Origin of the sequence: Providencia sp. wls1922, assembly GCF_009706505.1 — a bacterium.
GTDB lineage: Bacteria > Pseudomonadota > Gammaproteobacteria > Enterobacterales > Enterobacteriaceae > Providencia > Providencia lanzhouensis.
Map to the genome: position 1 here is coordinate 14,608 of NZ_WLUG01000118.1, position 13,624 is coordinate 28,231.

10 protein-coding genes and 1 pseudogene are annotated in these 13,624 nt (G+C 43.8%); 4 read left to right on the forward strand and 7 right to left on the reverse strand.

What is annotated here, in order from left to right; genetic code table 11:
• Positions 1–45 precede the first annotated feature (45 nt).
• Entirely contained in the window at positions 46–1,698 is a 1,653-nt protein-coding gene (locus GKR71_RS19110; RefSeq protein WP_154599980.1) for an ABC transporter permease, read from the forward strand.
• A gap of 42 nt (positions 1,699–1,740) precedes the next feature.
• On the opposite strand, the gene GKR71_RS19115 is transcribed toward GKR71_RS19110, so the two are convergent.
• A complete protein-coding gene (locus GKR71_RS19115) occupies positions 1,741–2,217 on the reverse strand; it encodes a carboxymuconolactone decarboxylase family protein (RefSeq protein ID WP_036949199.1) in 477 nt (158 codons plus the stop codon).
• Between the two features lie 58 nt (positions 2,218–2,275).
• On the opposite strand from GKR71_RS19115, the gene GKR71_RS19120 reads away from it, so the two are divergent.
• The 3 genes from GKR71_RS19120 (at position 2,276) to GKR71_RS19130 (ending at position 3,834) form a co-directional block, all read left to right on the forward strand.
• Positions 2,276–2,761: a MarR family winged helix-turn-helix transcriptional regulator gene (locus GKR71_RS19120; protein ID WP_036949201.1), complete on the forward strand. Its 486-nt coding sequence runs from the start codon at positions 2,276–2,278 to the stop codon at positions 2,759–2,761.
• 40 nt (positions 2,762–2,801) lie between these two features.
• Entirely contained in the window at positions 2,802–3,185 is a 384-nt protein-coding gene (locus GKR71_RS19125) for a VOC family protein (RefSeq protein ID WP_108479531.1), read from the forward strand.
• A gap of 88 nt (positions 3,186–3,273) precedes the next feature.
• Positions 3,274–3,834: a DUF6630 family protein gene (locus tag GKR71_RS19130; RefSeq protein ID WP_036949203.1), complete on the forward strand. Its 561-nt coding sequence runs from the start codon at positions 3,274–3,276 to the stop codon at positions 3,832–3,834.
• 50 nt (positions 3,835–3,884) lie between these two features.
• Here GKR71_RS19130 and GKR71_RS19135 read toward each other — a convergent pair whose 3' ends face one another.
• The 6 genes and pseudogenes from GKR71_RS19135 to GKR71_RS19155 form a co-directional block, all read right to left on the reverse strand.
• Entirely contained in the window at positions 3,885–7,274 is a 3,390-nt protein-coding gene (locus GKR71_RS19135) for a YadA-like family protein (protein ID WP_154634726.1), read from the reverse strand.
• 388 nt (positions 7,275–7,662) lie between these two features.
• Positions 7,663–10,125, reverse strand: coding sequence for a glycogen/starch/alpha-glucan family phosphorylase (gene glgP / locus GKR71_RS19140; RefSeq protein WP_154634727.1), 2,463 nt, complete (start codon positions 10,123–10,125; stop codon positions 7,663–7,665).
• Positions 10,118–11,605, reverse strand: coding sequence for a glycogen synthase GlgA (gene glgA / locus GKR71_RS19145; RefSeq protein WP_036949206.1), 1,488 nt, complete (start codon positions 11,603–11,605; stop codon positions 10,118–10,120). The genes glgP and glgA overlap by 8 nt, the downstream gene beginning before the upstream one ends.
• 11 nt (positions 11,606–11,616) lie before the next feature.
• Positions 11,617–12,927, reverse strand: a complete 1,311-nt coding sequence (glgC, locus tag GKR71_RS19150) for a glucose-1-phosphate adenylyltransferase (RefSeq protein ID WP_154634728.1) — start codon at positions 12,925–12,927, stop codon at positions 11,617–11,619.
• 9 nt (positions 12,928–12,936) lie between these two features.
• Positions 12,937–13,212: a hypothetical protein gene (locus GKR71_RS20115; RefSeq protein ID WP_230085120.1), complete on the reverse strand. Its 276-nt coding sequence runs from the start codon at positions 13,210–13,212 to the stop codon at positions 12,937–12,939.
• A pseudogene (locus GKR71_RS19155) lies at positions 13,173–13,624 on the reverse strand (glycogen debranching protein GlgX); the annotation flags it as partial. The gene GKR71_RS20115 and the pseudogene GKR71_RS19155, both read right to left, overlap by 40 nt.

A 13,624-nucleotide genomic window follows, 5' to 3' on the forward strand; every position in this document is an offset into this window, starting at 1 on the left:
CCGCTGGGTGGCATTAGCGACCCAGCAGGAGCTGATTTTCTGATGATGACTCGTCGTTTATTGCCATTCTCGATCTTAATCGCCTTGGCGATTTTAGTGATTATTCCCTTGAGTTTTATTGTGTTACAAGCGCTATTTCCGCATTTTGGACAAGGGGATTTCAGCCAAATTTTCCAACCGATTATCCATCTATTTAATGAACCGGAACTGGCAAATTTACTGCAAAATACGCTTTTACTGGGTTTAGGTGTGGCGCTGGTGAGTGCCGTGATAGCTATTCCATTAGGGGCTTTACGTGGGTTATTTAACCTGCCTTTTGCCCGTATTTGGGACTTACTATTTTTGATCCCATTTTTAATTCCACCGTATATTGCAGGGCTTTCATGGATGTTAACCTTGCAACCGAATGGTTATTCTCAGCAATTATTTGGTATTAGCCCCGGCAGCGCGCTATTTTCCCTTGGGGGAATGGTGGTGATTATGTCATTGAATTTATTTCCCGTTCTTTACTTTGCGGTCTCTCGCAGCATGGCTGCGAATGGCAACCGGCTGGCGGATGTGGCGCAAGTTCATGGGGCATCCGCATGGCAGGCATTTATGCGAGTGACATTGCCTCTCTCTTTGCCCTCGATTGCCGCTGGTTTATTGCTGGTCTTCACTTTAGCGATTGAAGAGTATGGGATCCCCGCAGCGATTGGCTCGCCGAATGGTATTCGGGTTCTGACAACGGATATCGAGCAGCGTCTTGCCGATTGGCCGATAGATTTACCGGGAGCGGCATCGCTGTCATTGGTATTAGCCAGTTTGGCGCTACTGGCTTACACCTTACAGCGTTCGTTAGTATCTGGGCGCAATGTGGCGACGAATACGGGCAAAGCCGCGGCATTGGTGACACGCTCATTGGGTATTTGGCGTATTCCCGTGGTGTGTTTGTTTTCTTTCGTGGCGCTTTGCGCGGTTGGCATGCCGTTACTGGCTATGTTTGGCACGGCATTTTCCAATACGGTTTCTGGCGGATTGACTCTGGATAACCTAACGCTCCGGCATTTTTCTGGGCTATTAAATAGCCATACGGAAGCCCTCGATGCCTTATTGACGAGCGTTTCTCTCGCAACGGCAACAGCGATATTGACGGGGATATTGGGTTTTTTATGTGCATGGCTGGTCGTCGCGCAGCGGATCCGTGGAGCAGCCTTACTGGATGGGCTTTCATTGCTGCCAATTGCCATTCCCGGCATTGTGGTCGCAGTGGGGCTTATTTTGGCGTGGAATCAACCGTTTTGGCCCATCACGCCTTATCATACTTGGGGAATTTTATTGCTCGCTTATAGTTGCTTATTACTGCCTTATCCCGTGCGTTATTGCAGTGCGGCATTCACGCAAATTGGCGGCAGTTTATCCGATGCGGCACGGGTTCATGGCGCAGGGTTAATGACGTCACTGAGACTGATTTTATTTCCGTTGGTTTTACCGAGTTTAGTGGCGGCGATGATGTTGGTGTTTGCGGTGGCATCACGAGAGCTGGTTTCCTCGTTGTTACTGGCGCCTGCGGGTATGCAAACCGTGTCGATTTTTGTTTGGCGCCAGTTTGAGCAAGGTTCCATCGGCAGCGGTATGGCGATGGCCTGTCTGGCAGTATTGATAAGCTTAACCTTGATGCTGTGCGCGCAATTTATTCAGCAGCGGTATAGCCGTTAATCAACCATCCCAAGGGCGATATTCACCTTGGGATGCACGATTTTACAAACTCGATTTAGGAATTGGTGGCGCAAATTGCAGAGCGCCCGCGATGCGGTTCCAAGCGTTAATCGCCCCAATCGCTGAGGTTAGAAACGCAATTTCGGATTCAGTAAATTCATTCTGTAGTGCTTGATAAACATCATCAGAAACATGCTGAGCAGCCATTAGCGTTAGTGATTCTGCCCAAGAAAGCGCCGCTTGTTCGCGGGGAGTATAAATACCGGCATCACGCCAAGTTGGTAAAAGATCCAATTTAGCGGCTTCAATCCCTAATTTACGGGCTAAGTTTAAGTGATACTGCAAGCAAAACGCACAGCCGTTGATTTGGGAAACACGTATTTTCAGTAACTCAGTGAGCGGTTTTTCAAGCCCTGAATTGCTAACGGCTTTTCCCAGTTCTCCCATCGCAGCAACGACTTCAGGGGCGATTTTTTCAAACTGATTCCAATCACTTCTTCCAATAATTTCAGGTTTCATTCTGTGCTCCAAACAGATAATATAAGAACTCTGATAATAATATTCGAATTCTTACATTATGCGCAAGTCAAAAGTTAATACATCGATGATCCCTGAAATAGGGGAAGGCAAACGTGGGGAATCAGGTCATATTGGCTATTTACTGCGACAGGCTCACGCGGCTCATCGTATTCGCATGGAACAAGTTTTGCAGGATGTGGGTGTAACGCTTCCTCAATTTTCTGTGTTGCTAATGATTGCAGAATATCCTAAAGCCTCAGGGGCTGATTTAGCGAGGCTATCATTATTAACGCCGCAGACCATGAGTGTGATTGTGAAAAACCTCGAAAAGGCGGGAATGATCTCTAAGTTGCCGCACCCTGAGCATGGGCGGATCCAAATTATTGAAATAACCCAATTAGGGAAAGCATTATTACTTCAATGCAAAGGTGCTGTTAAATCCACTGAAAATAGATTATTAAGTGGAGTGAGCGAGTCTGATGAAAAAGTGATCCGAAAATGGCTGGTGGATATTGCCAAGCAATTTGATATCGACAAAGCCTAATACTCCCTATCTAATACTTCCTATGACGTGAGAGAAAATAATGAAATTCAAATATGCTATTTTGTATGTCGAGAATGTAGAGAAAACCCTCGATTTTTACCAACAAGCTTTTGGTTTTAAACAATCCTTTCTCCATGAAAGTGGTGATTATGGCGAGCTGGATACTGGCAGCACAACGATTTCATTTTCTTCATTGGCACTAATGAACCAACTAGGTAAAGGCGCGGTTGCTCCCAATCCGCATGCTCCTGTTTTTGAACTTGCTTTTGAGACTGATAATGTGGAAAACGCTTTGGCTCAAGCGGTTAAAGCAGGTGCTAAGTTGGTACAAGATGCGCAGGAGATGCCTTGGGGACAAACCATCGGTTATGTTCATGATCTAAATGGCTTTTTGATCGAAATTTGCACGCCAGTGCAGGATTAATTCATTGTAAATATCGGAATTAGTCGATATACCGAATCACCTATTTTAGTGAGAATACAGATAATTACGCTAAAAATAAGGAACAACGATGCAGGGCATGAACCCAGAAGCGCTCGACCATTTCAATGATATTATGCAGGTGGTTAACAAGCTGGCGAAGCTGTTAAATCCAGATTCAATCGAGAATATGGAAACGGATATCTCTTCATTTGAGGAAGAGTTAAAAGAGTCGATCAGTGAAGACGAAGAGGGGTTCGTCGAACGTATCGAAGAGGGTGAAATTGGCTATTTAATGGCAGATCTTATTGTCAGGTCGAATATGGGAAACAGCTTTTGGATAGACTGGAAAGACAGTGAGTCTGCTGTAGGCTTTTTGGAAAATGCGGTTGAGTTCGAAGGATTGGATATTCAGCTAGATTTTGCCGTTAAAGACCCTAAAAACGATTTAAGACCAGACCAAATTTTTGTTCGCGCTAATCAGCAGCTACAAGCCCTTGATTACTATTTATTAGGTCTGACTTCCGGTAATGATGCCTACCATGAAATCTTAATTCCTTCCGGTATTTTCGAACCATTTATGGACATCATGGAACATTTTGACGTCATGGTTGAGCTGAATGACGAAGAAGTGGATTACAGCGAATATTAATAGTAAAAAGGGGAATACAATAGGTATTCCCCTTCATATATCAACTCAAACTACCATTCAAAGTTAACTGACGCGTTGTACATAGTGGAAGAACCTGTGCCCGTTGATGCGGCGACGCCCCCTTTGATAGCAACATTTTCATTAATGCGATATCCCATACCGACAGCGACTGCGGATTCATCTTTATAACCCCCGACACCCGCCGTTAAGTTCATTTTCCCTACGCCATACGGTTGGAACAAACCGGATAGTGCGGCATTCGCAGCGAAACCTTTGTCGACTTTTTTGTCTAAATCATCAATTTTGGTATTCAGGCGATTTAACCCGTTTTCTGTAAATTCACCCAACTGATTGACTCGTTCATCGGTGTAAGTGTTCGCAGATTTTAAGGTTTCGGCATTACCGCGTTTCATTTGCGCTAAATTGACGGCATCACTGTCATTTTTCGCATCGGCAATACCGGAAAGTTGTTTATCGCCAAAATTGATGGACTTGACGCCTTTTGCCTTATCACTAAGGTTGATACTTTCACCGTCACGGCTCATTTTCAGCGCTCCGGCATCTCCCATTTCTGAGGATAAACGCGCAATTTCGCTACCTTGTTTATCTAATGCCGCCGTATTTTTCTGAATATCGCTGGTGTTTTTACTAATGGCGCTATCATGCTCAGCCAGTTTTTCCGTATTCGCCTTAATATCTTGTTTACTCTGAGCAATTTCCTTATCGTGATCGTTTAGGCGGTTGGTGTTTTCCTTAATGTCTTGGCTATTCTGGTTAAGCATTTTGTCATGCTGCGTCAGTTTATCGGTATTGGCTTGGATATCTTTGGTATTTTGCGCAATCGCTGTATCGTGTTGCGCTATTTTGTCGCTATTTTCTTGAATTTTTTGTGTATTTTTAGCTACGCTTTGGTTGGTCGTGTGCAATTGGCTACCATTGACAGCCTCGGTAGAGTCAGCCGCAATTCGACCCGCAGATACGCCGCTTAATGTCCGGTTGTTAAATTCAAATACACGAGCGCTATCAGCTTTGCTATTCAACACGATTTTTTGGTTATCAGCACTTAATTGCACTAACCCTAACGAACCAGAATCAATATTTTTGGTGATCGTGGTAATCGCATTTTTATTCTCTGTAATATCTTGGGTATTTTTGCTGATAGCCGTTTTGTTATCAGCAATATCAGCCGTATTCTTAGCAATATTATCCGTATTGATTTTCACCATTTGATTGGTGGCATGGAGCTGACTGCCATTCACTGCTTCAGTAGAGTCTGCGCTTAATTTACCTGCCGTTACGCCCTTGAGGGTTTTATTGCCAATATTAAATGCTTTGGCATCTTTGGCTTTGTCACTGAGGATTACTTCTTCACCGTTGGCAGACAGCTGGACGAGCCCTAAGGTACCGGATTCTAAGTTGTTAGTGATATTGGTGAGGGTATCCCCTTGCTTGGTGATGTCTTGGGTATTTTTATCAATCGCCGCGGTATTGCTGGTGATATCGCTGGTGTTTTTGTCGATAGCCGTTTTGTTGTCGGCGATATCGGTAGTGTTTTTATCAATGGCTGTTTTGTTGTCGGCGATATCGGTAGTGTTTTTATCGATGGCTGTTTTGTTAGCGGCGATCGCAGTGGTATTCGCTATCACGGTTTGATTGGTGGCATGGAGCTGACTGCCATTCACTGCTTCAGTAGAGTCTGCGCTTAATTTACCCGCTTTCACACCGTTCAGGGTTTTGTTGCCGAGATTAAACGCTTTGGCGTCTTTGGCTTTTTCGCTCAATATCACTTCTTCACCGTTTGCCGATAGCTGAACAAGTCCTAAGGTACCGGATTCTAAGTTGTTAGTGATATTGGTGAGGGTATCCCCTTGCTTGGTGATGTCTTGGGTATTTTTATCAATCGCCGCGGTATTGCTGGTGATATCGCTGGTGTTTTTGTCGATAGCCGTTTTGTTGTCGGCGATATCGGTAGTGTTTTTATCGATAGCCGTTTTGTTGTCTGCTATGTCAGTAGTATTTTTATCAATCGCAGTTTTATTGTCAGCAATATCGGTGGTGTTCTTATCAATCGCGGTTTTGTTGTTGGCAATGTCGGTGGTGTTTTTATCGATAGCGGTTTTGTTGTCGGCAATGTCGGTGGTGTTTTTATCGATAGCCGTTTTGTTGTCCGCAATATCGGTAGTATTTTTGTCAATCGCAGTTTTATTGTCGGCGATATTGGTAGTGTTCTTATCAATCGCGGTTTTATTGTCGGCAATGTCAGTGATGTTCTTGGCGACTAATGCATTAGTTTCATTTAATTGGCTGACATTAACTGCATCATTATTTGCTGTGCCTTTATCAATGCCCGTTAATTTACGGTCACCATCTAAACCGGTAAAGCTGACTATTTTTCCAAGTTTATCACTCGCAACATTAATAAGTTTATTAGCATCGTTAAATTTAACAATACCTATTTCCCCATTATTAATCTGGGTTATTTTATTATTTACGGTGGTTATTTGGTTGTTAGTATCAGTTTTATTATCACTGATCTGCTTAGTTAAATCTGTTTTTGCAGTATTTAATGCATTATTCGTATCAATTAAGTCTTGAGTGTTTTTAGCGACATTAGTATTGGTGGTGGATAGCTGTTTAAAGTTAACTGCGTCATTATCTGCGCTACCCGCATCAATATTAGTGAGCTTACGCTTTATTGTATCGTTACCAAAGGAGACTTCATTAACATTTGAAGCTACGGAAGAACGACCAATCGCGACGGCATTACTGGCGGTAGCTTTACTGGAAACACCGATAGCGACCCCTCCGTCTGCGGTATCGGATGCTAATGCAGCTCGACCAATCGCGACACCATTATTTTCAGCAACTGCACTGCGCCCAACGCTGGTACTTAAGTTATTTGCGATGGTAGCAACCCCTACCGCAGTACCCCCGGAGCTGACATAAGTTCCGGCACCAAATGCAGTGTTACCAAAACCATAAGCGACTGAATTTGGACCGAAAACCACGGTTCCGCCTGTGGCTGTGGTTCTTGAGTCCGTTGATGAATTCGCGATAGATGAATCTTTGCCCACAACAATGGTTTCAGACAAATAAAGGTTAGATAAGTTATTTGGATTCCATTTAGCATTAGGGAAATATTTTTTATAGATATCGATGTTATAAACGGCGACCATGTTTTCGTCGTCATCGACTCTTACTGTTAATTTATCACTAACCACCGCATTAGCGATGAATGGAAATAAACCGGATAAAATAATGACAATGTTTTTTATATTGAATATTCTTAAAACATTTTCTTTTTTACTATTATCTTTGTTTTTTGGATTAATCTTATTGTCCGTTAAGTTTTTTAATTTAGATCCGGATTGCGTTATTTCAGGTACGGCAATCCACGATTTTATCGCATCGTTCCAAATAGTTTTATAGATTTTATTCATAATGATTTCCTATGAAATAGGGCATTGCTGCATGCAGGGTTAATTAATCTACATAAGGTTTACGTAGATATTGAATTATTGTTGTTAAGTTTTAATTATAGTAATCACAATGGTAAGTGAATGTCATTAATAAAATAATGAATGGAAATTTTGATTTGGTTTTTTTGATGTAATTAAGCTGTAATTAATTAAGTTTTTTTAAATTTAAATAAGTGGAAAATATAATTAAGTATATTTTCAATATAAAAAAATATAAAAATAAAATTATCGAATGATAAAACTGCAAAAATACGCATATACAGAGTATTGATGCATTTTTTTGATCTTCAAAGTTTTAAACCTTACGCGAGTATTTAAGTTAAATCTCTAGGCTGTTTAATCATGGTTTTTATATTTTCGGTTTATTTTCCTGAGTGGGTTTCATTTGCCATATCTTTTCAACATATTCATTAATGGTTCTATCGGAAGAGAAATAGCCCATATTGGCGATATTACTGAGTGTTTTTTGCGCCCATAACGTTGGGTATTGGTATAGCTTATCGACGGCATCTTGGGATTGAACGTAAGAGTGGTAATCGGCAAGTAATTGATAATGGTCTCCAAAATTAATCAGAGAATCATAAAGCGGGTAATAGCGGTTAGGGTCATCGGGACTGAAAATACCCGAAACAAGGGAATTGAGGACATTGTGTAGGTCTTCATGTTCTTGGTAAATCTTTCTTGGGTCATAGCCTTGTGTACGAATCGCGTCAACTTGCTCGGCGGTATGCCCAAAGATAAACATATTTTCTTCTCCAACATGTTCGCGAATTTCAATATTGGCGCCGTCTAATGTACCGATAGTCAATGCACCATTGAGGGCAAATTTCATATTACCTGTTCCTGACGCTTCGGTTCCTGCAAGGGATATCTGTTCGGATAAGTCGGTGGCGGGAATAATTAACTCCGCTAAGCTGACGCTGTAATTCGGGATAAAAATCACTTTTAAACGATTTTTGATTCGGGCGTCGTGGTTAATCACGTTAGCGACATCATTGATAAGCCGGATGATCATTTTGGCGTTAACGTAGGATGAGGCGGCTTTTCCCGAGAAAATCACCACGCGCGGAACCCAATTCTTTTCGGGAAGTTGCAAGATTCGCTGGTAGCGCCCAATGACTTGCAAGATATTGAGTAATTGGCGTTTATATTCATGAATGCGTTTGATTTGTACATCGAACATGGCGTGAGGATCGACGATGATATTGACGTTTTTAGCGATATAGTCGGCGAGGGCAACTTTGTTCTCTAACTTACAGGTTTTTAACCGCTCGATAAATAGAGGAAAATCTGTGTACTGCTGTAGGCGAGAAAGCTCTGTGAGATCTTCCCGCCAACCTTCACCGATGGTTTCATCAATCAAGCTCGCAAGGGGTTTATTGCACAACGCCAGCCAGCGGCGTGGGGTAATGCCATTGGTGATATTGCTAAAACGCTCAGGAAATACTTTGGAAAAATCAGAGAAAATTTCTTGAGTCATAAGCTCCGAATGCAACTTGGACACGCCATTGACTCGGTAGCTGCCCACGACGGCAAGCCATGCCATGCGAACATAGCGCCCATGGGATTCATCAATCAGAGATAAGCGAGTTAAAAGTTCTGGGTTGTTGGGGTAACGCTGTTTGATCTTAGTGAGAAAGTGGTCATTTATTTCAAAGATAATTTGTAGGTGGCGGGGGAGTAATCGCCCAAGAAGGTCGACAGACCAACGTTCTAATGCTTCTCCCATCAGAGTGTGATTGGTGTAAGAAAAGGTTTTTTCACTCATTTGCCATGCGGCTTCCCACTCATATTCGTGCTCATCGATAAGCAAGCGCATCAGTTCAGGAATCGCTAAAACGGGGTGGGTATCATTCAAATGGATTGCCACTTTATCGGCAAGGTTACTTAACGTGCCGTGGATTCGGTAATGGACATCGAGGATATTCTGCAAGGTTGCTGATACAAGAAAATACTCTTGCCCAAGACGTAAAATTTTCCCCGATTCCGTAGAATCATTAGGGTAGAGTACGCGGGAGACATTCTCAGAGAAATTTTTCTCTTCAACGGCTGCTGAGTATTCCCCTTGATTGAATTTGTTGATGTTCATCTCATTCGTGGCATGGGCAGACCACAAGCGCAAAGTGTTGGTGGAATCACATCCATAGCCCATGATGATTTGGTCATAGGCGCGAGCAAGCACTTCTTCAGTTTCCACCCAGCGAACGATTTTGCCTTCTTGCTGAAGGCGACCCGCAAAGCGGACTTTATAGCTAAGGTTATAGCGTGGAAATTCCCATGCATTGCCATATTGTAGCCAGCGGTCGGTGGACTCAACTTGTTGGCCATCAATAATATTTTGCTGAAACATGCCATATTCGTAGCGGATACCAAACCCAACGGAAGGGATTTTTAAGGTGGCGAGAGAATCTAAAAAGCAGGCAGCAAGGCGCCCTAGACCTCCATTGCCTAAACCAGGATCATCCTCTTCTTCTAAAATCGCACTCAGTTCAAAGCCCATCTTTTTCAAAGCATCAGACACATCCTCATACATGCCCAAATTTAATAAAGTATTGGAAAGGGTGCGCCCAATCAGAAATTCCATGGATAAGTAAGCGACAGCGCGATCCGATTGAGACAGAGAACGGCGAATGGCACGCAACCAACGGTCAACGGTTAAGTCGCGGATAGCGTAGGAGATGGCATTTAGCCAATCATGTTGAGTGGCAATAATGGGGTCTTTGCCAATCATAAACTTCAATTTGGTTTGGATGGAGTCGATTAGAGTGTTGATTCGCTGTTCGCGATTTTGGATGGTAAATGGATCATTCATGGTCAGCACCTTCCGTCGTTGGCTCAATTAAGTTCCGGTAAAGCGCAAGGTATTTTTTGGCGGAAGCTTGCCAGCTAAAATTCATCTGCATACCTTGTCGGCGTACGCGTTTCCAGCGAGTCGGTTCATTCCAAAGCGCGAAAGCGCGACGCACAGCATCATTGAGTTCGGTAGTTTTTCCATGGTGGGAGCGATAGCCGTGATAGTCATGAAATACAAAACCCGTTGCCGTGCGATCTGCTAAATTTTCGAGGGAGCAATCGGTGACAGTATCGGCTAGCCCGCCCGTGTGGCGAACCAGTGGAAGAGCGCCATATTTCAGACCATAAAGTTGGGTCAAACCACAAGGTTCGTAGCGGCTTGGCACCACAATGACGTCAGCGGCAGCAATCAATTTATGGGCGTGGAGTTCGTCATAGCCAATAACGACAGAAACCTGTTTTGGGAATTGGTGAGCCAATTGCTCAAAGGCGTGTTGTAAGTCAGCGTCGCCAGTGCCTAAAACTGACAGCTGCCCACCTTGGTGTAGCAAATCGGGGATCACTTCTAGCAAGAGGTCTAATCCCTTTTGTGTACTGAGGCGGCTGACAACGCCGAACAATGGAACTTTATCGGTGACATTAAGTTTGTTTTCTCGCTGGTGAGTCATTTTACAGATGGCTTTGCCGAGCATGTTTTGTCGCCCGTAGTTGTGGGAGATCAACGGGTCAAGTTGCGGATCCCAGACTTGGTAATCCACGCCGTTTAAGATCCCTAAAATATCCTCTTGAGATTGGCGCTGTTTCAATAAACTGGCGAGTCCATAACCGTATTCGGGAATAGTGACTTCTTTGGCATAAGTGGGGCTGACAAAAGTGATTTTATTGGCGTAGAACAGCCCCGCTTTTAGGTAGGAAACTTGCCCATAAAACTCTAAGCCTTCGGGGGAATAAAAGCCATTAGGTAATTGTAATTCAGGAAAATGGGTTGCTGAAAACAGCCCTTGGTAAGCCAGATTATGGACGGTAAACACGCAAGGAACAGGGTAATTTTTGGCGGCAAGATAGGCGGCGCAGAGTCCTGCATGCCAGTCGTGGGCATGAACAATGTCAGGCCGCCAATCGACATCAAAACCACAGGCAAGTTCGCTGCTTATCCAGCCTAGTAAGGCAAAGCGCAGATAGTTGTCTCTGTATTCGTGTTGATGATTGTCGTGATAAGGGCTGCCTGTGCGCTGATAGAGATGTGGGGCATCAATTAAATAGAGACCGACACCATCATAATAACCAAAACGTAGAGTGATGGGGCCTGCAAATGTATTGATATGGTTGCCAACTAAGGTGTGGTGAATCGCATCCAGTAGCGCGGGAAAACCGGGTAATACGATGCGGACATCCGCCCCTTCAGCGATTTGAGCTTGGGGTAATGCGCCGAGCACATCCGCTAAGCCGCCTGTTTTTAGAAGGGGAAATAGTTCTGAGCCAGCATGAAGTATGCGCATCTGAATCTCCTTTAAGCCGCAAGGTTATCAAGCATTTTTTGAGTGACAAGGACGATGCCACCTTCAGAGCGATAGAAATGTTGTGCATCCCATTGCGGGTTTTCACCAATCACCAGTTTGTTGGGTAATACACAGCCGCTATCGATAATGCAGCGTTGTAAGCGGCAGGTGTATCCAATAGAGACATCGGGGAGGATCACGCAGGCATCGAGTTGGCTGTGGGCATTCACGCGGACATTTTGGAAAATCACGGAGTTAGCAATTTTGGCGTCTTCAACGATAGAACCAGCATTAATTAATGTGTTGGTAATTTGAGGAGATTGCAGCGATTTACCTTGAATAAACCGAGCTGGTGCCAATGGGGAGTGACCCGTCCGAATCGACCAATGAGGATCATACATATCCAGTGCGGGCTTCGCTGAAACTAAATCAATATTGGCGTTCCAGTAAGCATCAATGGTGCCCACATCCCGCCAGTAGGGGGATGTGCCCATATTAAAATCAGAATAGACGCAGGAACGGCTAAACGGATGCGCCCAAGCCTTACCTTGCTGTACTGCTTTAGGGATTAAATTCTTGCCAAAATCATGTTGTGTATTCTGTTGCTGCTGCTCTTCCGCGAGTAATTGATAAAGGTATTGGGCATCAAAAACGTAAACGCCCATGCTGGCTAATGCGGAATAAGGTTTCCCGGGCATCGATGGAGGAAATTGAGGTTTTTCAATAAAATTAATGATTTGTTCGTCATCGTTAATGTCCATAATGCCAAATTCAGATGCTTGGCTACAGGGTACTTCAATACAGGCCACCGTACATTGGCTCCCTTTTTCTACATGGTCTAGCAACATGCGGGAATAATCCATTTTGTAGATATGATCCCCTGCTAACACAATGATGTATTTGGCTTGATATTGGCTAATAACATCGAGATTTTGAAAGATGGCATCGGCAGTACCCTGATACCAATCTTCGGCATCCTGTTTCTGTTGAGCAGGGAAAATTTCAATAAATTCATTGGTTTTCCCGTTTAGAAATGACCAACTGTGCTGAATATGTTGGATTAAGTGATGGGAATAGTATTGGGTCAGTATCCCGACGCGATAAATACCTGAATTAATACAGTTAGATAAAGTGAAATCGATAATTCGAAATTTCCCGCCAAAGTGGAGTGAAGGTTTTGGCTGCTTCTGAGTCAGGGCTTTGAGACGAGAACCTTTACCACCTGCCAAAATAAGCGCAACTGTATTGCTCGGAAGTTCTTTGGATAATAGCTGCCTCGAAATGGGATTTGGGTAGGTGTAAAAAGGCATTTTTTCTGACATATCAATTCCTTAATGAGCATTTGGCGAAAAATGGTGGCGCTGCATGACCACGAAAGTTTTTGGAGGAATAGAACCAATTAAGTGGCAAGAAAAAGGTGGGACAGGGTGCCAATCCCCCTCGGGAAGCGTGAGCGAATGGGCTTGCTCAGTGAAATTAATCAGTAATAGCCATTGACCAGAAAGTAACACTTGGATGGGGCATGATTGATGCCACTGTTCAAGGGTTATGGAAGAGCCTTGGGCATTTAGCCACTCAACGGTTTTATGGGGGGCAGTGAATGCCACCATTGCCCCGACGTCAGTGCAGGGATTTGTTGGCGCAAAGCGGTAAGTTGTGCCGTAAATTCCATAAGAGCACTATCCGCTTCCAGCCAGTTAAGCCAGCTTATCGGGTTATCTTGGCAATAAGCGTTATTATTTCCTTGTTGGCTATGCCCTAGCTCATCCCCTGCGCGCAGCATCGGTGTGCCTAATGAGAGTAAAAGTAAGCTTAGTAAATGGCGCTGACTCTGTTGGCGTTCCGATATTATTTTTTCAGGGGCGTTTAACCCTTCGAAACCATGATTATGGCTGTTGTTACCGTCGCTACCATCTTGGTTATTTTCACCGTTGGCATGGTTATGTTTGTGATTAAAACTGACCAAATCTCTCAGCGTAAAGCCATCGTGTGCGGTGATGTGGTTAATTGAAACAAAAC

Bases quoted from the DNA above. Each gene is read 5' to 3' on its own strand.
- GKR71_RS19110 (WP_154599980.1), top strand. From the start codon at position 46: ATGACTCGTCGTTTATTGCCATTCTCGATCTTAATCGCCTTGGCGATT.
- GKR71_RS19115 (WP_036949199.1), bottom strand. From the start codon at position 2,217: ATGAAACCTGAAATTATTGGAAGAAGTGATTGGAATCAGTTTGAAAAA.
- GKR71_RS19120 (WP_036949201.1), top strand. From the start codon at position 2,276: ATGCGCAAGTCAAAAGTTAATACATCGATGATCCCTGAAATAGGGGAA.
- GKR71_RS19125 (WP_108479531.1), top strand. From the start codon at position 2,802: ATGAAATTCAAATATGCTATTTTGTATGTCGAGAATGTAGAGAAAACC.
- GKR71_RS19130 (WP_036949203.1), top strand. From the start codon at position 3,274: ATGCAGGGCATGAACCCAGAAGCGCTCGACCATTTCAATGATATTATG.
- GKR71_RS19135 (WP_154634726.1), bottom strand. From the start codon at position 7,274: ATGAATAAAATCTATAAAACTATTTGGAACGATGCGATAAAATCGTGG.
- glgP (WP_154634727.1), bottom strand. From the start codon at position 10,125: ATGAATGATCCATTTACCATCCAAAATCGCGAACAGCGAATCAACACT.
- glgA (WP_036949206.1), bottom strand. From the start codon at position 11,605: ATGCGCATACTTCATGCTGGCTCAGAACTATTTCCCCTTCTAAAAACA.
- glgC (WP_154634728.1), bottom strand. From the start codon at position 12,927: ATGTCAGAAAAAATGCCTTTTTACACCTACCCAAATCCCATTTCGAGG.